Source organism: Mesorhizobium sp. M9A.F.Ca.ET.002.03.1.2 (genome assembly GCF_003952365.1).
Lineage (GTDB): Bacteria > Pseudomonadota > Alphaproteobacteria > Rhizobiales > Rhizobiaceae > Mesorhizobium.
This window is the reverse complement of record NZ_CP034443.1, coordinates 2,861,112-2,885,075: the sequence shown is the minus strand read 5'-3', so window position 1 is coordinate 2,885,075 and position 23,964 is coordinate 2,861,112. Positions and strand designations below refer to the sequence as shown.

The 23,964-nt window shown below is 62.2% G+C and carries 20 protein-coding genes and 3 pseudogenes; 14 read left to right on the top strand and 9 right to left on the bottom strand.

The genetic code is table 11. The features are described 5' to 3' along the window. Window positions 1-736: 736 nt before the first annotated feature. From EJ066_RS14010 to groL, 3 genes and pseudogenes are all read left to right on the top strand, one after another. Complete coding sequence (locus tag EJ066_RS14010; protein WP_126038541.1) at window positions 737-1,084, top strand: hypothetical protein; 348 nt, start codon at window positions 737-739, stop codon at window positions 1,082-1,084. Window positions 1,085-1,372: 288 nt separating this feature from the next. Continuing rightward, a pseudogene (groES, locus tag EJ066_RS14005) lies at window positions 1,373-1,666 on the top strand (co-chaperone GroES); the annotation flags it as partial. 65 nt (window positions 1,667-1,731) lie between these two features. Further along, the gene (gene groL, locus EJ066_RS14000; protein ID WP_091595807.1) at window positions 1,732-3,399 is read left to right on the top strand and encodes a chaperonin GroEL; all 1,668 of its coding nucleotides are present in this window, start codon (window positions 1,732-1,734) and stop codon (window positions 3,397-3,399) included. A 149-nt stretch (window positions 3,400-3,548) separates the two neighbouring features. Here the strand turns inward: groL and EJ066_RS13995 are convergent, their stop codons facing one another. The 4 genes and pseudogenes from EJ066_RS13995 to EJ066_RS31985 form a co-directional block, all read right to left on the bottom strand. After that, complete coding sequence (locus EJ066_RS13995) at window positions 3,549-4,550, bottom strand: zincin-like metallopeptidase domain-containing protein (RefSeq protein ID WP_126038538.1); 1,002 nt, start codon at window positions 4,548-4,550, stop codon at window positions 3,549-3,551. A 476-nt stretch (window positions 4,551-5,026) separates the two neighbouring features. Further along, a complete protein-coding gene (locus EJ066_RS31995; RefSeq protein ID WP_051695369.1) occupies window positions 5,027-5,221 on the bottom strand; it encodes a hypothetical protein in 195 nt (64 codons plus the stop codon). An 82-nt stretch (window positions 5,222-5,303) separates the two neighbouring features. After that, on the bottom strand, window positions 5,304-5,561 hold the full coding sequence (locus EJ066_RS31990; RefSeq protein WP_236370634.1) for a thioredoxin domain-containing protein: 258 nt from the start codon (window positions 5,559-5,561) through the stop codon (window positions 5,304-5,306). An 877-nt stretch (window positions 5,562-6,438) separates the two neighbouring features. After that, window positions 6,439-7,410, bottom strand: a pseudogene (locus tag EJ066_RS31985) (cation:dicarboxylase symporter family transporter); the annotation flags it as partial. A gap of 710 nt (window positions 7,411-8,120) precedes the next feature. On the opposite strand from EJ066_RS31985, the gene EJ066_RS13980 reads away from it, so the two are divergent. Continuing rightward, complete coding sequence (locus EJ066_RS13980) at window positions 8,121-8,510, top strand: hypothetical protein (RefSeq protein WP_029354905.1); 390 nt, start codon at window positions 8,121-8,123, stop codon at window positions 8,508-8,510. A gap of 488 nt (window positions 8,511-8,998) precedes the next feature. Here EJ066_RS13980 and EJ066_RS13970 read toward each other — a convergent pair whose 3' ends face one another. After that, the gene (locus tag EJ066_RS13970; RefSeq protein ID WP_029354903.1) at window positions 8,999-9,703 is read right to left on the bottom strand and encodes a Crp/Fnr family transcriptional regulator; all 705 of its coding nucleotides are present in this window, start codon (window positions 9,701-9,703) and stop codon (window positions 8,999-9,001) included. 534 nt (window positions 9,704-10,237) lie between these two features. On the opposite strand from EJ066_RS13970, the gene EJ066_RS31980 reads away from it, so the two are divergent. Beyond that, window positions 10,238-10,486 (top strand): DUF6074 family protein, encoded by a 249-nt coding sequence (locus EJ066_RS31980; RefSeq protein ID WP_029354901.1) that lies wholly within the window; start codon window positions 10,238-10,240, stop codon window positions 10,484-10,486. Between the two features lie 364 nt (window positions 10,487-10,850). Here EJ066_RS31980 and EJ066_RS13960 read toward each other — a convergent pair whose 3' ends face one another. The 4 genes and pseudogenes from EJ066_RS13960 to panB all read right to left on the bottom strand — a co-directional run bounded on the left by EJ066_RS13960 (window position 10,851) and on the right by panB (window position 14,135). After that, a complete protein-coding gene (locus EJ066_RS13960) occupies window positions 10,851-11,483 on the bottom strand; it encodes an acyl-homoserine-lactone synthase (protein ID WP_029354900.1) in 633 nt (210 codons plus the stop codon). A 92-nt stretch (window positions 11,484-11,575) separates the two neighbouring features. Then, on the bottom strand, window positions 11,576-12,295 hold the full coding sequence (locus EJ066_RS13955) for a LuxR family transcriptional regulator (protein WP_029354898.1): 720 nt from the start codon (window positions 12,293-12,295) through the stop codon (window positions 11,576-11,578). A 99-nt stretch (window positions 12,296-12,394) separates the two neighbouring features. Beyond that, window positions 12,395-13,303: a pantoate--beta-alanine ligase gene (panC, locus tag EJ066_RS13950; RefSeq protein WP_091595811.1), complete on the bottom strand. Its 909-nt coding sequence runs from the start codon at window positions 13,301-13,303 to the stop codon at window positions 12,395-12,397. Continuing rightward, window positions 13,300-14,135 (bottom strand): annotated as a pseudogene (panB, locus tag EJ066_RS13945) (3-methyl-2-oxobutanoate hydroxymethyltransferase). The gene panC and the pseudogene panB overlap by 4 nt, the downstream one beginning before the upstream one ends. 172 nt (window positions 14,136-14,307) lie before the next feature. Here panB and EJ066_RS13940 point away from each other — a divergent pair. From EJ066_RS13940 to EJ066_RS13900, 9 genes are all read left to right on the top strand, one after another. Further along, complete coding sequence (locus EJ066_RS13940; RefSeq protein WP_091595813.1) at window positions 14,308-15,270, top strand: hypothetical protein; 963 nt, start codon at window positions 14,308-14,310, stop codon at window positions 15,268-15,270. A 62-nt stretch (window positions 15,271-15,332) separates the two neighbouring features. Further along, on the top strand, window positions 15,333-16,307 hold the full coding sequence (gene nadA / locus EJ066_RS13935; RefSeq protein ID WP_029354894.1) for a quinolinate synthase NadA: 975 nt from the start codon (window positions 15,333-15,335) through the stop codon (window positions 16,305-16,307). After that, window positions 16,304-17,845 (top strand): L-aspartate oxidase, encoded by a 1,542-nt coding sequence (locus tag EJ066_RS13930; protein WP_029354892.1) that lies wholly within the window; start codon window positions 16,304-16,306, stop codon window positions 17,843-17,845. Before nadA ends, EJ066_RS13930 begins: the two co-directional genes overlap by 4 nt. Window positions 17,846-17,849: 4 nt before the next feature. Next, window positions 17,850-18,728, top strand: a complete 879-nt coding sequence (nadC, locus tag EJ066_RS13925) for a carboxylating nicotinate-nucleotide diphosphorylase (RefSeq protein WP_091595900.1) — start codon at window positions 17,850-17,852, stop codon at window positions 18,726-18,728. A gap of 207 nt (window positions 18,729-18,935) precedes the next feature. Next, complete coding sequence (gene bioB, locus EJ066_RS13920; RefSeq protein ID WP_236370746.1) at window positions 18,936-19,904, top strand: biotin synthase BioB; 969 nt, start codon at window positions 18,936-18,938, stop codon at window positions 19,902-19,904. Next, window positions 19,901-21,040, top strand: a complete 1,140-nt coding sequence (locus EJ066_RS13915; protein ID WP_091595817.1) for an 8-amino-7-oxononanoate synthase — start codon at window positions 19,901-19,903, stop codon at window positions 21,038-21,040. Before bioB ends, EJ066_RS13915 begins: the two co-directional genes overlap by 4 nt. Beyond that, entirely contained in the window at window positions 21,037-21,672 is a 636-nt protein-coding gene (gene bioD / locus EJ066_RS13910) for a dethiobiotin synthase (RefSeq protein ID WP_029354884.1), read from the top strand. Before EJ066_RS13915 ends, bioD begins: the two co-directional genes overlap by 4 nt. Continuing rightward, window positions 21,672-22,937: an adenosylmethionine--8-amino-7-oxononanoate transaminase gene (locus EJ066_RS13905; protein WP_091595819.1), complete on the top strand. Its 1,266-nt coding sequence runs from the start codon at window positions 21,672-21,674 to the stop codon at window positions 22,935-22,937. Before bioD ends, EJ066_RS13905 begins: the two co-directional genes overlap by 1 nt. After that, a complete protein-coding gene (locus EJ066_RS13900; RefSeq protein WP_091595821.1) occupies window positions 22,934-23,917 on the top strand; it encodes a beta-ketoacyl-ACP synthase III in 984 nt (327 codons plus the stop codon). Before EJ066_RS13905 ends, EJ066_RS13900 begins: the two co-directional genes overlap by 4 nt. Window positions 23,918-23,964: the final 47 nt, after the last annotated feature.

Genomic DNA, 23,964 nt, shown 5'->3' with positions numbered 1-23,964 from the left:
CGCACCGTAATGGGCGCGTCAGGACCGCCTGAATCCGACAGGGCCGCAGCGACAGCGAAGGATCCGAGCGGGCAGCTTTTTTGTGAGCGAAGCGGCGCGAGGAAGCCGCCGCAGGCGGCGGGGAAAAAAGCTGATGGCGAGGGTTTCGGGCGGCCGGACCCGCCCATAGGTCGACAAGCCAGCCGCAGGGATGGTCCTTGGAGAGAGCATGGAGACCGCTCGCCAAGTGCGGTCTTTCAGCCAAGCAGGACGCCGGGATGAAACGGCCTGCAAAGATGCTGCGCCCTTATGCCGGATCGAGATCGTGCCAGCGGGTCGGGCGCCAGAGCAGACATCCGGCATGGTGCGATCTATGAAAGCAGGGCTCGCCAGCGGGAATTTGATACGCGAAGGGGCCAAAGCAAGGCTGGATGAGAAGCCGGTGCTACCTGCAGGTCCAGTGTCATGTGGCGGCGCTCGGGAAACCGCTACGCAACGTGACGCGCTCTTATGAGGCGAACAGACCGGCCCCAAAACCGATCGACCGGTGGTCGGCGCGAAACGCGTCATGCCTGTCCGAAAGCTGACAGTGGCAGAAGACGCATGTCGGGTTCCGCACAATTGACCATGCTGGATTTGTGAGGTTTTCAGGGAGAGCCATGCGTTCACTACCCAGTGAGCTTTGGCACGGCATTTGCACTTGAGATGTGGCAACACGGATCGAAGGTTGACTGCATGCACAAGCGCGAGATGAGCAATGCTCTCCTTTCCTGGAGGCTTGGCAGCAGATTCGATTGTGACGTTGCGAGGAGCTTCAGCCGCTCGCGGCGGAAGTGATCTCAAATCTGAAGGCACCGTTGGGGCCGCAGCCATCAAACACATCTTTCTCTTTTTCGCAGCTCGTCATCAACGCGATGCGGACTTCTTCGCGTCGACGGCGGCCGAAGGTGGAGAAGGGCTCGACTTGCAAAAAGGAGTTGTCAATGACGTCTTACGTTCGCACCAACAGCCCGGCGCAGGTGCGCTCACTGTCCACCTTTGGCAAGCATCTGCAAAGGAGCGTGCTGACGGCGACGCTGCTTGCCGCGGCTTCGACGGGAAGTGAAGCGCAGCCCCATGTTCGTGCTGACGGCAGCACGACTGACGACTTGGAAGCGGCGCGCGCAAGTTGGCGTCATGACGCCGAATTCAATGGAAATGTGGGGCTCGCAGCCATCAACGCGGATGCGCGTATGCGTTGGGTTCCACCGGGGAGGGGGCCAGAGCTCCTCGCCTGCCCTCGTCCGTCTTGACGAGTGCCCGCTTACAGCCTACCTCACTATCGCGTTAGCACTCGTCCATCGCGAGTGCTAACAAAAACCCCTCAACATCCGCACCAGGGAAAAATCCGAAAATGGCAAAGTCGAAGTTCCGCCCGCTGCATGACCGCGTGGTCGTTCGCCGGGTCGAATCCGAATCCAAGACCGCTGGCGGGATCATCATCCCGGATACGGCAAAGGAAAAGCCGCAGGAAGGCGAGATCATCGCCGTTGGTTCCGGCGCCCGTGACGAAGCCGGCAAGCTCGTCCCACTGGACGTCAAGGCCGGCGATCGCATCCTGTTCGGCAAGTGGTCGGGCACCGAAGTCAAGCTCAATGGCGAAGACCTTCTGATCATGAAGGAATCCGACATCATGGGCATCATCGGCTCATATCAGGCCCTTTCGTCAACTGAATTCCCGGGCTCGATTGAAGCCCCTGCCAGGAGCTAAAAATGGCTGCCAAAGACGTAAAATTCTCCCGTGATGCCCGCGAGCGCATGCTGCGCGGCGTCAACATCCTCGCCGACGCGGTGAAGGTCACGCTCGGCCCCAAGGGCCGCAACGTCGTCATCGACAAGTCGTTCGGCGCCCCGCGCATCACCAAGGACGGCGTCACCGTCGCCAAGGAAATCGAGCTTGAGGACAAGTTCGAGAACATGGGCGCGCAGATGGTCCGCGAAGTTGCTTCGAAGACCAACGACATCGCCGGCGACGGCACCACGACCGCGACCGTTCTGGCGCAGTCGATCGTCCAGGAAGGCCACAAGGCGGTTGCCGCCGGCATGAACCCGATGGACCTGAAGCGCGGCATCGACCTCGCGGTAACCGACGTCGTTGCGACGCTGATCAAGAACGCCAAGAAGATCAAGACCTCCGAAGAGGTTGCCCAGGTCGGCACCATCGCCGGCAACGGCGATGCTTCGGTCGGCAAGATGATCGCCGAAGCAATGCAGAAGGTCGGCAACGAAGGCGTCATCACGGTTGAGGAAGCCAAGACCGCCGAGACCGAACTCGAAGTCGTCGAAGGCATGCAGTTCGACCGCGGCTACCTCTCGCCCTACTTCGTCACCAACGCCGACAAGATGGTTGCCGAGCTCGAGGACGTCTACATCCTCCTGCACGAGAAGAAGCTGTCCAACCTCCAGGCCATGCTGCCGGTTCTCGAAGCCGTCGTGCAGACCTCGAAGCCGCTGCTCATCATCTCGGAAGACGTCGAAGGCGAGGCTCTGGCCACGCTGGTCGTCAACAAGCTGCGTGGCGGCCTGAAGATCGCCGCCGTCAAGGCGCCGGGCTTCGGTGATCGCCGCAAGGCCATGCTGGAAGACATCGCCATCCTCACCGGTGGCCAGGTCATCTCGGAAGACCTCGGCATCAAGCTCGAGAATGTCGGCCTCAACATGCTCGGCCGCGCCAAGAAGGTGTCGATCTCCAAGGAGAACACCACCATCGTCGACGGCGCCGGCAAGAAGGCCGAGATCCAGGGCCGCGTTGCCCAGATCAAGCAGCAGATCGAAGAGACCACTTCGGACTACGACAAGGAGAAGCTGCAGGAACGTCTGGCCAAGCTCGCCGGCGGCGTTGCGGTGATCCGCGTCGGCGGTGCGACGGAAGTCGAAGTCAAGGAAAAGAAGGACCGCGTCGATGACGCCCTCAACGCGACCCGCGCGGCCGTCGAAGAAGGCATCGTTGCTGGTGGTGGCGTCGCGCTGCTGCGCGCTTCGGCCAACATCAAGGCCACCGGCGTCAATGCCGACCAGGCCGCCGGCATCAACATCGTTCGTCGTGCGCTGCAGGCTCCGGCCCGCCAGATCGCGGCCAACGCCGGTGCGGAAGCATCGATCGTTGCCGGCAAGATCCTTGAGAACAAGGGCGCGACCTTCGGCTACAACGCCCAGACCGGCGAATATGGCGACATGATCGCCATGGGCATCGTCGATCCGGTCAAGGTTGTCCGCACCGCTCTCCAGGACGCGGCCTCGGTGGCCGGCCTGCTGGTCACCACCGAAGCCATGATCGCGGAGGCTCCGAAGAAGGAGTCGGCTGGCGGCGGCGGCATGCCTGGCGGCATGGGTGGCGGCGGCATGGGCGGCATGGGCGGCATGGGCGGTATGGATTTCTAATCCAGCTCTGGCAGCTTTCGCAACGAGGGGCGGCAGCAATGCCGCCCTTTTTTTGCGAACCTCGATCCGATAAACGATCGGCGCCAACGCCGGCCATGTTAGCGCAACCTCAAAAGAACTGTCGAGTTGGTTGCGCGGCTTTTGCGTCATCAGAGGCGCAAGGCGGCCGCGTGTGATGATTGCGCGCTTCCATAGGCGGTTTCGGCATGTGCCTCGCCTTCGACATCGGCATTGCGGCCAAGCAGGAAATCGGCGGCTTTCGAGGCATGGCTTGCGGCGCGGAAGATGGCGCGGTTGTCCTCGCGCAAAACCGTCAGCCATGAGCCGATGTAGTCGGCATGGCGCACGGTCGGCTCGATGCCGAGACTGCTGCAGATGAAGGCTGATGCGATTTCGGCGACCAGTTCCTCGCGCGCATAGGTGTTGGACCCGAAGGAGCCGGACAGGTCGCGCGCGAGTCGCGTCGGGTGGCCGGTCCAGTGGCCAAGCTCGTGAAAGCAGGTCCGGTAATAGTCGATCTGGTGGAAGAAAGCCGGCTGCGGCGGCACCTGTATGGTGTCGCTGCCGGGCATGTAGAAGGCGCGCTCGCCGCCGATGCGAAAATCAGCGCCGGTTGCATGAATGAGCGCCTCGGCCTGCGGGACCATCTCGCGCTCAGGCAGAGGCTCGCCGGCGGCATAAAGATGTTCGGGCAGATTATCGCACTGCGCGACATTGAAGACGGTAAAGCGCTTCAGGAAGGGCACCGCCTGCGGTTCGTCGCCATCGGTGTCGGCGCGTTGCTTTTCGTTCTTGGGAACAAAGCGGTCAGCGTGAACGATGGTGGTGCCGTGCTCACCCTTCCTGACATTGCCACCTAGGGAAAGCGCCTGCCGGAAGGTGAGCCAGTTCTGGCTGGGGAAACCGCGATCGATGACCCCGCCCCACAGGATCAGGATATTGATGCCGGAATATCGGCGCTGGGTGGCCGCATTCCGCGGCAGGCCGAGGCCTGTCCTTGTCCTGCCCCACGGCTTGACCCATGGCACGGTGCCGCGCTCCAGTTCGGCAATGATGCGGTCGGTGATTTCCTGATAAAGGCTGGCGCCGGTGCGCCCGCCACTCTCTGCGCCAGCCTGTCGGCTGCCGCAACGTTTGTTGTTTGCACGCATCGTGATGTCCTCCGCTCTTCAATCGCGCCCTCCCCGGAAGCGGGGTGGGCGGCGAAAGCGACCGGAAAGGCCCGACGTCGGAGGCGGACTGCATCCGCAGGACCGGAACGGAGTGGAGGACCCGAAGCGAAAGCGAAGGGTTGCGGGACGCCGCGGCGGGCCTAGAAGGGAGTGCTGCCCGCCCTGCGCCACCGGGGAAGGCCACGATAAAAACGACGCCGGCCGACAGGCCGGCGACCGTCAGCAGCCGAAGGCTGCCCCGCGCCAGGGGGCGAAGCCGCAGGGCCAAGACCGCCTGAGCCTGGCGAAGATAAGCGGGCTCGGTTCACGAGCACCCGGCCAGCGCCTTCAGGCGCGGGCGCTCAGGATTGTTGTTGGCGCCCACGGCAGCTGGATGACCGCAACAAGATGCCGAGGAGCAACAGCAAAGCCAGCTGCCACAAACGGCACGCTCCGGCAACAACAGCGTGGCCGATCTACAGATGCTGCCCCGCACGAGAGCCTGCACGCTTTGAGCGCGCATCGGCGAGCAAGCGTTGCAAGCTGGCCATGTCGACCAGGTGGGCGATCACTATATCGCCGACCACCAACGCGGGCGTACGGTCGATGTGCAGACCTTTCGCGAGTGCGCGGACGCGCGCAAGTTCATCTGCGATGGCCGGATCTTGCATTCCCGCTTGAGCTGCTCCACGTCAAGGCCCACACGCGCTGCGATCTTGAGAGTGATCCTTTCAATGATCCAACTGGGGGAAGTCATAAGGGCGCGGTGGAATTCGTCGAACTTTCCCTGTTTTCTCGAGGCGAGTGCGATTGGGAATCCGGTCCCAGGACCGGGAACCGTCTGATCACAAGCTTCAGATTGGGATCATTCTTGAAGGCTTTTTGGTAGTTGAGATCTGCCAGTCTGCAATGCGGACAGTTGTGGTAGTCATTGAATATGACCAGAACGGCATCGCCTTGCGGGTTGCCGGCGATTGGCGAAGGGGGTCGTTGTCGAATGCGCCGCTCCACTTTTGCCTGTCGATCGACCACGCCTGCCGGTGCAGGTTCGCGCTATATTGGCTCGCCAGCACGGCGAGGAGTAAAAGAAGAGCTGCGACAGTGATGGCAGTCGGCTTAGACATGAGTCTCCAATCCATGGACGGCGTGGCAGCAACGGCCCGCCTTTTGGTGTAAAATGCTTTTGATCGAGCCCCGCACTTGCCACAGGGCGCAGTCGCGAGGGCGCACAGCTATAGATGCCGGTGCGCTCTGGCGGTTTCTGGAAAGATGGCCTTGCGCCATCGGGCCCACCCCACCCAGCTGAGCGTCGTTCGCGCGGGCCGGGCAACCGCGACCGCCATTCACCACGCCGGGCGACTGACCGTCCGCCCGGCAGAGCGCTGAAGGGTCCCCGGACCTTCCGGGTTGCCGGCGATTTGGCGAAGCGGGGTCGTTGACGAGTGCGCCGCTCCACTTTTGACTGTCCATTGGCACGACTGCATGGGCGGGGGCGGCCTTTCCCGCGGCGGGTGCGCGCTATTATGGCTCGCCAGCACGGAAAGCAGCACGGCGAGGAGAAAAAGGAGAACCGCGAGAGTGGTGGCCGTTGTCTTAGACATGAGGCTCCAATCCATGGACGGCGTGGCAGCAACGGCCCGCCTTTTCGGTGTAAAATGGGTCGCTTTTGATCGTGCCCCGCAGTTGCTACAGGCGCACAGGTGCGGGTGCGATCTGGCGGTTTCTCAAATACGGCTTTGCGCCATCGGGCCCACCCCAATAGCTGAGCGTCGTTCGCGCGGGGAACTGCGTTCACCACGCCGGGCGACTTGACCGTCCACCGCCAGAGCGCTGAACGGTCCGCTAGTGAGGCGCTCCCCGAATCGTCGTTTATCCCGCTCGCCCCAGACCGGGCGACAGCCAGCGTTGCCGCTACGCTGCGGAGAAATATCGTCAGCGCGTGGCATTCGGACATAAGCTGATCGACGCCAAGAATAAGACCCACGGAGGTGACCGGTGCGGCCGGAACAAGAAAGAGCGTTGCAGCCATTGTGACGAGGCCTGCACCGGTAATGCGGGTTGTTCCGTTCGAAGGGAACAATGCGACGAACAGCATGAGGATCCGGCAGCCGATCGGCAGATCAGTTTTCGTCGTCTGGGCGATGAAGAGGGCGGCGAGCATCATATTCGTGCCGTCCAGATTGAATGGAATGAGACCCACGACCGAATGCGTGGCGCCGGCCTTTTCCATCTTCTCCATGAGCGAGGGCAGCGCGGCCTCCGAGGAGGACGTTGCGAGCAGCAGCTCGTCCTTGATGTATCGGACGAGAGAGAAGATCGAGCGGCCGTTGTAGCGGCAGACCGCGCCGAACAGGACCGAGAAGAACAAGACTTGCAGGATGTCGCCTTCCGCGAAGGCACTGGCAATGGTTGACGGGATGATGTTCATCAGGAAGCTGGTCACGGACTGCTCGTGAGCCGTGGCCACATAGCCCTTAACGGCTTGGACATCGAGCGAGGCCGGATCGATGTTGAGGCCGGCGCCAGGCTGAACGATATTCGCGACAATCAGTCCGACAACGAGTGCAAGCGTCGAGAAGGTGAGGAAATAAACCATCGCCTTGGCGGCAACTCGGCCGACCTTCTGCAGATCGCTCATGCCGGCAATGCCGGTCGCAATTGTCAGGAAGATGACAGGTACGGTGATTATCTTGACGACATCGACGAAGGCATCGCCGAGCGGCTTCAGGCTCTGGCCGGTCTCCAAATGGAAATAGCCGATTGCAGCACCCAGGATTATGGCGGCAAGCATCTGCACGTAGGCCCGGGCAAAATGGCGCTTGCGGGGCGCTGCGATCGCTATGGGGACTTGTGGAACCAACACCGTTTCTCTCCTTGACCGGATCGGGGTGGGGCTCCTCCTTCTCCCATGCAGTGCTCCGGTCGAACGCTGCGCCCACTTCGGCGCAAGCGATGTGCCAAATAGCAAAGAGGGGAAAACGCGCAGGACCTCTCACGCAGTGCTTGTTCGCTCTCCCGCACTCGCGCTGCGGTTGCCAGTCAACTATGGAAGGGTCCGTTCTTGGGAATTCCAAAGGTCGCTCTTTGCTTCGGCGCAGCTTGGCTGGCTGGAAGGTTCCCTGTTTGCCTTGGGGTCTGGGACCTGCGTCCAGATGGTCAACATTTTCCTGCGCGCCGCACGGGGCTCCAAAGATTCAATCGAGGACGGGCCCTCTTCGAAAACGGCGGCAGCGTTGGTCAAGCCCTTCCACCCTGCTGTCCCACCAAGGGTGTTCAGAAGCTCAGTTCACGATTAAGCGATGGATCAGCGTCATCTGGCGTTTGCGCCATCGCGGCGGCGTTGCAAGGGGTCTGCCAAGGATGAGCAAGCCGCGAGGCAGGGCCCGAGACCTAGACTCCATCCTCATCAACAGCGCTCGGCTCGCGTTAGGAATGTTCGAACCGCAGCACGATCAGGTGGCCACACCGTTGGTCGGAACCGGAACCCGACGAATGATCGTTCGTGACCGACATCTGTGAACAAGCAGTGTGTGTCATTGCAATCACCACCCATTGCGCGCAATTGCCCATATGGCCGTGAATGAACTGGATTTGGTGATTTTCCAGATGGCGGTGGAAAGCGTCCGCTTGCTCTCTTCAAGCTTTGATGAGAAGGCGGCTGAGATAGCCACGAGGAGCCGTGGTAGCCTTCTTTTCGACGTGCGGGTTGACGGTGACCTGGAGGTCCAGCGAGTCGCAGCCATTGGATATCCAGGCGACAAGATCGGTGTGGTGGCATTGGACCGAGAGGGCCTTGTTAGCTGCTGTTGCCTTGTCAATGGCACCTTCTCACCTTTCATTGCACCATTGGAGAACTGGACCAGCATGCCCCTGTCCATGCAGGCCCAGATCGATGTCACAGGCTATGCGAGGCTCCTTCTGGCCGCCCTGCGAAATGCTGGACATATGCTGGGCAGGTAGCATCACCGATGATGTCTGTGATGAGATGGTGCAGACGGCTGGATGAGGCGATCGCTTGCCGGCAGCTTTGGCCGCCAAGCGATCGGTGAGTTCGCAATGCTGGACACGTCCTGTAGACTCTGCCAGTTAAGTTAGCGGACAACCATCTGACGAATGCCCGATCTGACAGTCTGGACGGCGCGGCATGCCCTCCTAGGAATGCAGCCGTGGTTCTACTCCCTCGGCTGTTTTTGCGTCGAAGGCGACGGGCACACCGTGAACGATGGACGTCGCCGCCACCAATTCCTCAACTCGCGATCGGTCGCTTTGCACGCCGGCATAAGCGTTCGAATGGCGCGGATCGCCTGGGCGGTGGAGAGGAACCGGGCCTTGCCTCTGGACAGAACATAGGCTTCGGCGGCTTTTTCACCCGCCTCCCTGAAACTCTGACTGACACGATCTAGGACGGGAGTTCGGCAGCCTTCAAGCCTATGTCCGATACCGGACAATCAGGCAGCGGTGGCCAGGCCGAAATAACGTTGCTCCTCCTCGCCGTAAGCGCCATGCGTGAGTTCCATCAATCCGACGCGGTCGATAATCGTGACCTCGCCGCGCTTGGCACGGACAAGTCCTCGATATTCAAGCATTTGCAGGGCCGTGGTGACCCCGGGACGGCGGGCGCCGAGCATGGTCGCCAGAAATTCATGCGTCAGGTAGATCTTGTCTCCGTCAGAGCGGTCATGGATCATCAGCAACCAGCGGGCCAGCCGTTCCTCGATTTTGGAGTGGCCATTGACCAGTGCCGTCCGGGACGACTGGACAAGGAACGCGTGGGCATAGTCCAGCACTGACGTGCGCAGCGACGGGCTTTCCGCAACCGCAGGACGAATGATTTCAACCGGCAGGCGCCAGCCATTGCCTGCGACCTGGATATAGGTCTCGTTGGAAGAGCTGTCCTGTCCGAGAATGAGGGCAATTCCTGTCATCCCGTCATATCCGATAATGCCGACTTCACATTGCCGTCCGCCGGTCATGGTGGCGACCACCGAGGCGATGCCCCTCTCGGGAAAATATCCATTCCTGATCGGCTGATGCGCGATCTCCAACTGAGCCTTGATGTCCAGTTCGACGCGATGCAGCGATGGTCGCAACAGCGCGAAGTCCTCCGGCGAAAGGGATTTCAGCACCCGGTTGCGAAAAAGGGATTCGGGCAAGGCTCTCTCTCATGCGGGCAAGAGCGCGTACCTCTTACTGTCGGCTGCATCCGAAGTAACTGACGGCCGATGCCAAGCATAGGCTTCGAAACGCGCGATTGCAAAGCCCTGTCGGGGCAGTGCAGCCATGCTAGAAGTCGCGCGGCCTTACGATAGGCGCGGATGACATGATTCCCTTCTGCGGCCACCAAGAACGGCTCGGGCACGCTTTAATCATTCATACACAAGCTCGCAGGAATGTAAGCGGCGGAACAGTCGGGTGATTCGTGCCGCCCTGCCCTTTCAGAAATCAAGTCATTGGACGTCAATTCGGGCTGGAACGCCTCGTCGCGGAACGGCACAGGAAACGCAGCCGGATCAGCAATGGTGGTTCACCTTATGTGCGGTCCGGATGTGCGGTCCGGCGGCTCATCGCCCAATGGCTTGTCGAGGGGAAGTGGAACTCGTCATGTCGCCGCGAACCGTCACCGCGCTAAGCGGCGCTTTTGAAGACGCCGGTGTTTTCTTTGTGGAACTGAAACTGTGAGGTGATTGATGCATGACTCAAACATTTGCGTATTTCCGCTGCATCGGCGACGCACATTGGTCGAAAGTATCGCCCAGGCCCTCGAGACCAAGAACGGCGAGGCGGCGAGTGCGTTCTGGCGCTGTGCTGCCAAGAAAATGCTCATTCAATTGTCCGATGTAGGAATTGCGCCAGAGTTCGCTGCGCAGGAGGTTGGAAGGCTTCTTCATGCGGTCTTGGACGATATGGCCAACCGAACGGTAATGCACATAGCATAGGCTTGGGCGCTGTTGGATCGCGCGTCAGCTCGGGTCCTTATCGGGGGACTGCTCCGACTGGCCGACGGTCCGGCCAAACCGGCATACCGGCAAAGGTTTGAGGTTGGGATCGCTCACGGCGGCCGGTCCAATATTCCAAGGCGATCTCAGAAGCCACATTGGCTTCTTTCCAAGCGGACGGGCGCCACTTTGGCGTGCTCACGCTGGACTGCGGGTTGCGCCTACGGAAATCCGAAGTCCGGCCGCGCGAGTCGATCGACCGGAACAGTCGAATGCTCGTGGGGCCGGGTCCGCTCAGCTTGACGGCGGGCGGTGGCGGCCGTGAGCAGACTTAACCCAGGTCACGGCTGACCATCCGCAGGCGCTATGCCGATTGGACGAGAACTGGTTGCCACAACACCGGCCCGTTCAGGCGTCCCCTCCAGCGGATGCGCAAGAGACTGGCGTAGGAAATCTCGAGGAAGCCGGCGACTGCCTCGGTGTTGCCGACCTGCTGGGGCTGTCCGATACGTGACAACGGCCAGGTCGCGAGACGAAGGATCCTTTCGATGCGCGTATCTGTCACCGTTACGATCCCGGAGAGATTGTTGGCCAAGCCGAATTCGATGATGCCCGCGAAGAGCTCGTAGGTTGCTTGTGCCAGGCCGCCAGCAGCCTTCGGCGCTGTCGCAGGGAGATCGAGCGCGAAACGACTACTCTCCCAGATATCGGCACTCGCAGGGACCACCATCTCATCCAGCAGCGCCGGAAACGTATCGCGCAACATAGTCGGTCCGGTGGTCGGCAAAAGGCGGACGCAGCCGCAAGTTCGCCAATCGGACCCCTTGAGAAGTAGGTAGACGGGGTTCAGGCTGTCAAACGGGTCCGTTTCCATTTCGCCTTCGGTCTGCACTTCCCAATCGAGCCGCTTCTTGAAAACCCGATACCTAAGCCCGTGCATTTCCCTGAGTTCGCTCGCGAACTCGGCGTAGCAGTCGGGTGTTATCAGCTGCATCATTGTCGTCTCCGTGCGGGATGTGTCCACGCAATCGAAGGGCAAAGCCGTCATGAATGCAGCCTGTAGACCTTTACAGCTAGCCTTGGAGAGGATCAGGATCTCGCCCGAGCAGCCATCCGCACTATGGCCTGGTTGATGGTTCGCACGCCAAGCTTCGCCTTGGCGTTTTCCTGATGGAAGGTCACGGTGCGTTTCGAGACACCGAGAATCTGGCTGATATCCCAGGCCGACTTGCCGCACGCCGCCCATTTCAGGCACTCGAACTCCCGCGGGGTGAGCGTTATGCCATCTACCACGCAATCTTCGGCGAGCCTGCGCCGGGCATGGATATGAACGTTGATCGCAACCAACTGCATTGCTTTTTCGTAGCGCGTCAGCGACCTCAAAAGTGGCGGATGCGCCTCGTTGGAGGCGAAGGTCAGTGCGGCGAACCGGCCGCGATGATCATGCATCGACATGGTCAGTCCGCCGCGAATGCCGAACTCAGCTGCTTTTTCCAGGACTTCCTGCTGCGAGGTCGGCAAATAACGGTGATCGCGGTCCACACCCCAGTCGAAGGTATCCCAGCCTCGCAGTCCCCGCAGGATCACGGGATCCACGCTGTGGTAGCGCAGTTGCAGGTAATGTGATGTCCATGATGATGGATAATTCGAGATCAATCGCGGCGTGTCGCCGGAAGCGGATGGGTAGGTGAAATAAGCGAAGAACGGAAAGTCGAACCCGGCTGCGGCGGACGCCATTGCCTCATGGAGATCGACGGCATCGACGCTTGCAGAGAGTTGCTCGACCAAGGTTTCAAATACGCGATGCATCTGCGCTTTGCCTACCTCGCGGAGGTTGCTGGAAGCCGGGCGGAGACGTGGTTCTAAATGATGGCCTGTCCCTGCAGGGCGTACGACGCGCCGCCGTCATCACCGCAATTGCTGTGCTGCTTCCGATTGGAGAGAGCTCCGCGCACCTGACCAACTACCGATGGGTGATATTGCGACGTTATCGATGAGCCGCGTGTCGCCAAGCCAAGCCGCAGCAAGCAAGCGTGCCGGTCGGTCAAGGCTTGCTAACGATTGCAGGTCTGTTTCTCCGCGAAGCTCCAGGTATTCGAGCTCGCGATAGCCGGCAGCCAGAATTGTTGCACGCGCTTCATCAAGCGTAGGCAGGATGGGAGAGCCGCGTGCAAGCCGCTCGGCCGTATCGAGCAGGACCGATGCTAGTTTTGGGGCAATGGCGCGTTGGGCTGGGGAGAGCCGCACGTTACGCGACGATAGCGCAAGACCATCGGCTTCGCGGACTGTCGGACAGGGCACAATAGTGATCGGAATGTCGAGGTCCCGGACCAAGCGCCTGACAAGCTGAAGTTGCTGAAAATCCTTTTCGCCAAAAAAGGCGAAGTCAGCGCCGGCCTGCAGGAAGAGCTTGGCCACGACCGTCGCCACGCCATTGAAATGGCCGGGCCGGAATGCGCCGCACAGGCATTCGCTGATGCCGGACACTGAAACGACCGTGGCGAAGCCCGCCGGGTACATTTCCTCTGCGTCCGGCACATAGAGCAGATGCGTGCCCAGCGGCGCGAGCTTGGCAGCATCTTCGCTTTCCGTCCGAGGATAGGCAATCAGGTCGGCGGGGCTGTTGAACTGCTTGGGGTTTACGAACAGCGTCACGATCACCCGCTCGGCCCTTTCAAGCGCCTTCCGCACAAGGCTCAGATGCCCGTCGTGCAAGGCTCCCATGGTCGGCACAATACCGATCGTGGCACCCGAGCGACGCCATTGCGCAACGACGGCGCGCAGCTCGCTCACAGTTCGAGCGATCGGCACGCTCATGTGAAGTCTCCGGCCTTCAAGGCGTTGACATAGAGATGTTCGACCGCCGGAAAGTGCCGGTTCCGCACATCGGTGGCGTAAGCGGCGATTGCCGCCTCAGCCTGCTCACCGAGCTCGGCATAGCGTTTGACGAACTTCGGCCGAAATGAGGTGAAGAGCCCGAGCATATCGTCGCTCACCAGAATCTGGCCGTCGCAAGCTGGCGAGGCACCGATGCCGATGGTGGGTATGTCGATATCGGCGGTTATCTGCCGTGCAAGCTGCTCCGGTATCTTTTCGAGCACCAAGGAGAAGGCGCCCGCCTCGGTTACCGCCCTGGCGTCGCGCCTGATCCGCTCTGCATCGGCTCCCCGGCCCTGCACACGATAGCCTCCGAACGTGTTTACCGCCTGCGGCGTCAGCCCCACATGGGCCATGACAGGTACGCCGCGCGCGGTAAGGAAGCGGATGGTTTCCGCGATGGTCTCGCCGCCCTCGAGCTTCACCGCTGAACAACCGGTCTCACCCATCACGCGCGCAGCGTTGCCGAAAGCGTGCTCTGGGCTTTCCTCGTAGGAACCGAAGGGCAGGTCGACGACCATCAGCGCGTGTTCAAGGCCGCGGCGAACGGCCTGTCCGTGCATGATCATCATGTCGAGCGTGACGCCCAGCGTCGACGACAGGCCGTGCCCACCATGCCGACGCTGTCGCCGACAAGAACGATGTCGCAGTGGCGATCGAGTAGCCTCGCGACCGGCGTGGTGTAGGCCGTCAAGCATACAAGTGGCGTTTGGCCTTTTCGCAATCGAATATCTGGAGGGTTAATCCCTTTTATCTCACCAGCCGCGCTCAACCGACGCCCCCTTCCCTTACGTTACCAACAGCGGGTGTCGCGTTTGGCATATTTTTGTGCGACTGCGAAGAGCTAAAAACAGTGCTTGAGTAGTACGGTGTTGACGTGCTGGCTGCCAAGGTTACATTCAATCGATTAAGGCGCTCCGTTGGGCCAACCCACTTTCGCAAACATGGATCCTCAGACAAGAAGAACCAAGAAAGGCAAAGCCGCCGTCAAAGCTGACGAAGCCAAAGTGGACCTGACTGCCGTCGTGGTCGCCGTAAACGACAGTGAGCCCTGTGTCCTCACCGTCGGTCATGCGGACACCCTCCCTTCTGGACCTTTTGCGCTTGAGCATCGATCGCTGCAGTCGGGTTTGAGGGGGTGGGTGGAGCAGCAGACCGGCCATGCACTGGGATACATCGAGCAACTCTACACCTTCGCCGATCGCGATCGCATCGGCACTGAGCGCCACCAGCGCGTCATCTCAATCAGCTATCTCGCATTGACCAGGAAGGAACAGGCAACGAACTCGGCCGCGTGCGGCTGGCAAAGTTGGTACGAATATTTTCCCTGGGAGGACCACCGCTTCGGCACGCCGCCTGTGCTGCTCGATAGATTGCGGCCCCGCCTGATTGAGTGGGCCGGCGGCGCCAGCGAGCCGACCACTCAACGCGAGCGCCGGCAGCGCGCTGCGATAGCCTTCGGCTTCGACGACCGCCATTGGAACGAGGAACTCACGCTCCAACGCTACGAGTTGCTCTATGAAGCTGCTCTGATTGAAGAGGCCGGTGGCGGCAGGGACGCGATTGCGGCCGCGGCTGGCAAACCAATGGTCGCTGACCACCGTCGTATTCTGGCAACCGGGATTGCGCGGCTGCGTTCGAAGATCAAATACCGGCCGGTCGTGTTCGAGCTTATGCGGCCTTCCTTCACGCTGCTGCAACTGCAGCGAACCGTGGAAGCTCTGGCTGGCAGGCTCATCAACAAGCCCAACTTCCGGAGACTGGTCGAGCAGCAGGATCTTGTTGAGGAGACTGGGGAGACCTCCCTCGACACGGGCGGCCGACCGGCGAAGCTTTATCGCTTCCGCCATGCCGTTCTCGACGACAGGGCTATCGCCGGGACAAAATTACCGCTGGCGCGGGCTTGACATACTTATAGTCAAGGTAGACATATTCCCTTATTGTCAAACCGAATATAATCGAGGCGCCAATGGCTGGGGCGTTACCTATGGCTGCGTCCCTGTATGAGCGTGTCCGGCGGGTGATCCCTCCCGTTGAATGGCTCGCGTTCGCCGGCGATATTGAAGCCATCTTAGCGCTGAAGCGTGAGCGCAATGCGGTGGTGCTGGCGCACAATTACCAGACGCCCGAAATTTTTCATTGCGTGGCAGACATCGTCGGCGACAGCCTGGCGTTGGCCCACAAGGCGGTGACGGTCGACGCCGACATCATCGTGGTTGCCGGCGTTCATTTCATGGCCGAGACGGCAAAACTGCTCAATCCGAACAAGACCGTGCTCATCCCGGATCTCAGCGCCGGCTGCTCGCTGGCCGAATCGATCACGGCAGACGACGTGCGGCTAATGCGGCTGCGGTATCCGGGGGTCCCCGTTGTTACTTACGTCAACACTTCGGCCGCCGTAAAAGCGGAGTCCGACATCTGCTGCACGTCCGGCAACGCGAAGGCGGTGGTGGAATCGCTTGGCGTGGCGCGTGTGCTGATGCTGCCGGACGAATATCTGGCGAGGAACGTGGCAGCCGATACAGACGTCGAGATCATCGCCTGGAAAGGCCATTGCGAGGTGCATGAGCGCTTCACCGCAGCAGACATTCGGGAACTGCGCGATGCCCATCCAGGCGTCATCGTGCTGGCCCATCCAGAATGCCCACCAGACGTTGTCGCGGAGGCGGAGTTCTCCGGCTCGACCGCAGCGATGTCGGATTATGTCGAGCGGGAGAAACCGACGCGTGTCGTCCTTCTGACCGAATGTTCGATGAGCGACAACGTCGCGGTCGCGCATCCCGACGTCGAGTTCGTTCGCCCATGCAACCTGTGCCCGCACATGAAGCGCATCAACCTGGCCAACATTCGCGCCGCGCTCGAGCAGAACCGGCATGAGGTCCGGATTGATCCCGAAATTGCCGGCCCCGCCCGCCGCGCGGTCGAGCGCATGCTTTCCCTATGAGCCTGGAGGTTCGCGACATCGCCGGGGCGCCGGTCGTCATCGGTGGCGGCATTGCCGGCCTGATGACGGCGCTTCATCTGGCGCCGGAACCGGTCGTGCTTTTGACCAACGCGCCGCTTGGAACCGGAGCCTGCAGTGAGCTTGCCCAGGGCGGTCTTGCGGCAAGTCTCGGCGGCGACGACGGCCCGGATTTTCACCTTTGCGACACGATAGCTGCCGGCGACGGACTCTGCGACGAGGCCACGGTGCGGCGAGTGGTCCGAGCTGCACCCGAAGCGATTAGGACGATCCAAAGGTTCGGCGTCGCCTTCGACCAGCACCCTGACCGCGCGTTGCGACTTGGGCTCGAGGCGGCACACTCGCGACGGCGGATTGTGCATGCAGCCGGCGACGCCACCGGTCGCGAGTTGGTGCGCGTGCTCATCGCCGCGGTTCGGCGTACAGCCTCGATCACCACTATCGAAAATGTGGAGGTCCGCCGGCTGGTCGTGCAGGACGGGTCGGTCATCGCCGTGGTCGCCGCAGGACGAGCCGGCGCGCTCGCTCTGCCCACGCGTCGCGCGGTGCTGGCGACCGGCGGCGTCGGCGGGCTGTTTTGCGACACGACAAACCCCGCTGGCTCATGGGGTCACGGGCTGGCGCTCGCCGCATGGGCGGGGGCGGAACTCGCCGACTTGGAATTCATACAGTTCCATCCAACTGCGCTCGACGGTCCGCGCCGGCCGATGCCGCTGGTGAGCGAAGCCGTGCGTGGCGAAGGCGCGGTGCTCATCGATGAGCGAGGAGAGCGCTTCCTCGCTGACACACCTGGCGGTGAACTTGCGCCTCGCGACGTCGTAGCGCGCGCCATTTGGCACCAGCTTGCCGTTGGACGCCGCGTATTCCTGGATGCACGGCAAAGTCTCGGCCCGAGATTTGGCAAGCGTTTTCCAGGCATCGCCGAATTGTGCCGGAGCGCAGGGGTCGACCCCGCGACCGACCCGATCCCGGTGCGCCCGGCGGCACATTATCACATGGGCGGCGTCGCCGTAGACAGCGCCGGCCGCAGCTCCATCGAGGGATTGTGGGCCTGCGGTGAGGTCGCCTGTACCGGCCTGCACGGCGCCAACCGCCTGGCCAGCAACTCGCTCACCGAAGCGGCGGTCACCGCGAGCTGGGTTGCCGAAAGCGTTGCCGGCACGTCGTATACCCGGCGACCGCGCAGATGCTCCACATTCGTCCCTCCACGACCAGACGCTTCCGCGGTCCGCCCAATTGTCTCCGCCGCCCTGGGTATCATCCGCGACGGCGAGGCAATGCGCGAAGCGGTGGCGACCCTGCTGCCGATCGCAGCTGACAATGTCGCTGCCTCTGGTCCGGCTTTGGTCTCACTGATGATCGCCGTGGCGGCCCTGGGGCGGGAAGAGAGTCGAGGCGCGCACTGTCGGTCCGATTTCCCGCTCCACGATGCCGACGCGCGCCCATCACGGCTGACACTGCACAGCGCAATGCGGGCCGCGGCCGCACTCGATTGCCGGGCTACCATACGGAGCACCTGATGTGATTTCATTCTCCCCCCTCCCCGCGACCCTGATCGAACCGATTGTGCGCGGTGCGCTCCTCGAAGACCTGGGCAGATGCGGCGACCTGACCAGCGATGCGGTTATCCCGCATGATTGCACTGCCACGTTGGTGCTCAGATCGAGGCAGGCGGGCGTCGTTGCCGGGCTCGATCTGGTCTCGTACGCCTTCCTGCTCGTGGAACCGGCGATCAACATCCAGATCTGGCGCCCTGATGGCAGCGATGTCGGGGCCGGGGAAACCATTGCAAGATTGTCCGGACCCGCGCGAGGCCTGCTCACGGCCGAACGCACTGCCCTCAATTTCTTATGCCGGCTGAGCGGCATTGCCACTGCCACAGCGGCGATGGTTGAGGCCGTGCGCGGTCACAAGGCGAGGATCGTATCGACGCGAAAGACGACGCCCGGCCTGCGGGTATTGGAAAAATACGCCGTGCGCGTCGGCGGCGGTGCCAATCACCGCTTCGGCCTCGATGACGGCGTGCTCATAAAGGACAATCACATCGCGATCGCCGGCGATATCCGCACAGCAATAGAGCGGGCGCGCGCCGCCGCAGGGCATATGGTGAAGGTCGAGGTTGAGGTCGACACGCTGAAGCAGCTCGATGCAGCGCTCGCGATTGGTGTTGACGCGGTGCTGCTCGACAATATGTCGGTCGAGGATCTTGCCCGCGCGGTTTCTATAGTGGGTGGCCGTACGATCACCGAGGCTTCCGGTCGGGTGACGCCGAAAACGGCGGCGGCGATTGCGGCGACCGGTGTCGATCTCATCTCCATGGGATGGCTGACGCACAGCGCCCCGATCCTCGACATCGGCCTGGACATGCCGGACCACCAGAACATCTGCAAGCATTTGAACTGAGGATTACGGCATGAGGAGCAACATCAGCTCGGCAGGCGTAGGAAGGCGGTGGAAAGACGTGCCGCAGCTCGCCTTTTAGCGAGTGCGCTCCAAAGCCAAGTCGGACCGAGCTTGCCGGTCGACAGACTCCTGAAGGCGTACCGGACTAGCAACAAAGGTTTGACGATGACGGTTGGAATGAACTCGGAGTTCGACGTGAACCAGACCATGCAATCGGTCGATGGAACGCCTCCGCGATGGAACCGCAAAGAGGCTGAGGCCATCTACGGCATGCCATTCAACGATCTGCTGTTCCTAGCTCAGACGATCCACCGCCAGAACTTCGATCGAAACCGAGTGCAGCTGTCGCGGCTCCTTAGCATCAAGACCGGCGGCTGCCCCGAAGATTGCGGCTATTGCAGCCAGTCTGCGCATTACGAAACCGGGGTGAAGGCGTCGAAGCTGATGAACGTCAAGCATGTCATCGACGAAGCGGCCAAGGCGCGTGATGGCGGCGCAACGCGCTATTGCATGGGCGCAGCGTGGCGAAGTCCCAAGGAGCGCGACATGGACGTTGTGGTCGCCATGATCGAGGGCGTCAAGGCGCTCGGCATGGAGACCTGCATGACGCTCGGCATGCTCGATCTTGAGCAAGCTGCTCGCCTGAAGCAGGCCGGTCTCGACTACTATAACCACAACATCGATACCTCTGAGCGCTACTATGGCGAGGTTATTTCAACCAGGACTTTTGCCGACCGGCTGGAAACGCTTGGGCACGTGCGCGCGGTTGGGATGAAAGTCTGCTGCGGCGGCATCGTCGGGATGGGAGAAGAAAAGACCGATCGCATCGACATGCTGGTCACGCTCGCGAACCTGCCCGAGCCGCCGGAAAGCGTGCCGATCAACATGCTTATTCCCATCGAAGGCACGCCGCTTGCCGCGGCCGACGCCATCGATCCGATCGATTTCGTCCGCATCGTTGCGCTCGCGCGGGTGATGATGCCGAAATCCTGTGTAAGGCTGTCCGCCGGCAGGACGGCGATGAGCGACGAAACGCAGGCGTTGTGCTTCTTTGCCGGCGCTAACTCGATCTTTGTCGGCGACACGCTGCTGACGGCGGACAATCCCGGCGAGGACAAGGATAGCCTTCTGTTCCAGCGTCTCGGCATCGAGCCGATGGAACTCGCCACGCAATGAACGAGGCAATTCTTGCCCGCTATGACGCATCCTTGCGCGGACTGGCGCGCAAGGACCGGTTGCGGACGCTCGCACCGCGCGCCGGTCTCGACTTCTCGTCGAACGACTATCTCGGACTTGCCGCCTCCAAAAGACTTGGCGAAGCGGTTGCGGCGGCGATTGCGCGGGGCACGCCGGTTGGCGCCACCGGGTCGCGGCTGTTGCGCGGCAACGCACCGGAACATGAGCAACTGGAGGCGGACGCCGCGGCATTCTTCGGCGCCGACCGTGCGCTGTTCTTTGGCAGCGGCTACATCGCCAACTTCGCCCTGTTGACCGCGCTGCCGCAGAAAGGCGACCTGCTGGTCCTCGACGAACTCGCCCATGCCAGCATGCATGAGGGCGCGCAGGCCGGGCGCGCCGAGTTCAAGCTGGCCGCGCACAACGACGTCGACGCTGTCGAGGACGCAATCACCCGCTGGCGCGCCGAAGGCGGCACGGGGCGCGTGTGGATCGCCGTCGAAAGCCTTTACAGCATGGATGGCGACCGCGCGCCGATGGAGAGCCTGGTCGCGATGGCCGATCGGCACCAGGCATTCATCGTCGTCGATGAAGCGCATGCCACCGGCATCTGGGGACCGGACGGCCGGGGACTGGCCGCCGCGTGCCAAGGCCGCGACAACATCGTCACGCTCCACTCATGCGGCAAGGCGCTCGGCGCATCCGGTGCACTCGTCACCGGGCCGAGGACACTGTGCGATTATCTCGTCAACCGGTGCCGGCCGTTCATCTACGCCACCGCGCCCTCGCCGCTGATGGCGGTCGCGGCGCGCGAAGCGCTGACTATTCTGTCCGACGAGCCCATGCGCCGCGCTCAGCTGCAGGAACGCGTTGCCTGCGCCGGCCGCCAATTGGCCGAGCGCTGCGGCGTCGTACCCAGCGGCTCGCAGATCCAGCCATTTGTCATCGGCGACGTTGGGCGCACCATGGCGGTGGCGGCGGCCCTGCAGGCACGCGGCTTCGACATACGCGGCATACGTCCGCCGACGGTGCCCGAGGGCACATCGCGCCTGCGCATTTCGCTGACGCTCAACGTCGACGAGACCGACATTTCCGCCATGGTCGAGGCTCTCGTTGAGGTGTTGGCCACAGCATGACCAAACGCATCGTCGTCACCGGAACAGACACCGGAATTGGCAAGACAGTATTTTCGGCCGGACTTGCCGGGCTGCTCGACGGCTTCTACTGGAAGCCGGTGCAATCGGGCCTCGACGAGGAGACTGACAGCGAGGTCGTCGCCCGGCTTTCCGGCTTGCCCGACGGACGCGTGCTGCCCGAAGTCTATCGACTGACGATGCCGCTGTCGCCGCATCGATCAGCCGAAATCGACGGCGTCGCGATCGAGGCCGACGATCTTTCATTTCCGGTCCTGCCGACACCGCTCGTCATCGAAGGCGCCGGCGGGCTGATGGTGCCGCTCAATCGACAGACAAGGTTCATTGACATATTCGAACAATGGCGGCTGCCGGTCATACTGTGCGCCCGCACCGCGCTCGGCACCATCAATCATACGCTGTTGTCGATCGAGGCCCTGAGAGCCCGCTCCATCCCGCTCATCGGCATTGCCTTCATGGGCGAAGAGGTGGCCGATACGCAAAGGACAATCGTGGAATTCGGCGGCGTGCCGCAGCTCGGCAGGCTGCCGCACCTCGGTCCGCTGACGGGTGAAACGTTGAGAGATGCAATGATTTCCGGCTTCGACCTGGCCATGATTGCCGGAGGCGACTGATGGCGCAGTCTCGAGTCTGGCATCCGTTCACGCAGCACGCGCTAGAGCCCTCGATCCCTGAAATCGTGCTGACTGAAGGCGCCTATCTCCACAAGGCCGACGGCTCCCGCATCCTGGATGCGATTTCTTCCTGGTGGGTCGTCACTCATGGCCACCGCCACCCCCGCATCATGAAGGCCATCGAGACGACCGCGTCGAACCTCGACCAGATCATCTTCGCGGGCTTTACCCACGAGCCGGCCGAGCGCCTGGCCGAGGCGCTTGTCGGCCTCGCACCCGCCGGCCTTGACCGGGTGTTCTATTCCGACAGTGGCTCGACCTCAATCGAAGTCGCGCTGAAGATGGCGCTCGGCTATTTCCGCAACATCGGCGCGCCGCGTTCGCGCATCGTCGTCATGGAGCACAGCTATCATGGTGACACGATCGGGGCGATGAGCGTCGGCGCCCGTGGCGTGTTCAACGCCGCCTACGAGCCCTTGCTGTTCGAGGTCGACACCATCCCCTTCCCGGCCGCCGGGCGCGAGCAGGAAACGCTGGATCGGTTCGAGGCACTCTCCCGCGACCGGCGCGCCGCCGCGCTGATCGTCGAGCCGCTCGTGCTCGGCGCCGGCGGCATGCTCATGTATCCGGCCTGGGTTCTGACCGAATTGAAGAGGATCACTGAGGCCGCCGGCACGCTGCTGATCGCCGATGAAGTGATGACCGGCTGGGGGCGCACCGGAACCATGTTCGCCTGCGAACAGGCGTCCGTCTCGCCGGACATCCTGTGCACCTCGAAAGGTCTGACCGGTGGTACCATCCCGCTGGCCGCCACGATCGCCACCGATGCCATCTTCCAGGCTCACTATTCCGAGGATCGCAAGAAGACGTTTTTCCATTCGAGCTCCTACACCGCCAATCCGATTGCATGCGCGGCGGCACTTGCCAATGTCGAGATCTGGCACGACGAGCCGGTGGCCGATCGGATCGCGGCCTTGAGCGAGCGACAGGCCGCCGGGCTTCGACGCTTTCGCGACAACCCTCGCTTCACCGATTGCCGGACAACCGGCACCATCGCGGCACTCGACCTACGCACCGGCTCAGCCGGTTATCTGGCCGAGATCGGGCCAAAACTGCGCGCTTTTTTTCTTGAGCGCGGCCTGCTCGTGCGCCCGCTCGGCAATGTCCTGTACCTTCTGCCGCCCTATTGCATTACCGGCAACGAGTTGGATGGGCTCTATGACGCCATCGAGGAGGCCGGCGAACGCTTCGGCTCAAAGCCATGAGCCGATCATCGCGCATTCTCGGGCTTGGCCATCATGCGCCCGCGCGCAAGGTGGAGAATCCGGAAATCGAAGATCGTCTCGGGCTTGAACCCGGCTGGATCGAGCGGCGCACCGGGATACGGTCGCGCTTCTGGGCAGCGGACGAAGACACGCTGTCGGCCCTTGCCGCGCACGCCGGCGACATGGCGCTGACCAATGCCGGTATCGACCGCGGCGACATCGGCCTGCTGTTGCTCGCTACCTCCACACCCGATCATCTTCTGCCGCCAAGCGCGCCCCTGGTCGCACATCGGCTGGGACTAGGTCGCGCCGGCGCGATCGACCTGACCGGCGCTTGCGCCGGCTTCATCTATGCGCTGATGTTCGCCGACGGGTTCACTCGCCTGCATGGCAAAGCGAGCCTTGTCATTGCCGCCAACATCCTCAGCCGCCGCATCAATCCGGCCGAGCGCGCCAGCGCCGTGCTGTTTGCCGATGCCGCCGGCGCGGTGGTGATCGGTCCGTGCGATGACCCGGATCGAGGCATTCTCGGCGCTTCGGTGGATTCGGACGGCTCGCGTTACGGGCTGATCCAGATTCCTGCCGGTGGAAGCAACAATCCGTTCCATGGCGGCCTCGACCTCGAGCAGACCCGGATGACGATCACCGATGGCCGCGAAGTGTTCGCCAAGGCCGTGGAGATGATGACCGCCTGCTCGAGAGATGCGCTCACTGCTGCCCGACTGAGGCCGCAAGACCTCGATCGTTTCGTGCCGCATCAGGCCAATGCTCGCATTTTCGACGCGGTCGGCAGGAACCTCGGCATCACAGATCACTCGATGGTCAAGACGATCGCCGAATATGGCAACTCTTCCGCCGCGACGATCCCGCTCTCGTTGTCGCTCGCCCATCGGGCGCAGCCGTTTCGGCCTGGCGAGAAAGTCCTCTTGGCGGCAGCGGGTGCGGGTCTCAGCGGCGGCGCGCTTGTCGTGGGAATTTAGCAAAGCAACGCTTGCGCATAGGACTGCTCATGAATGAGACTATGAGA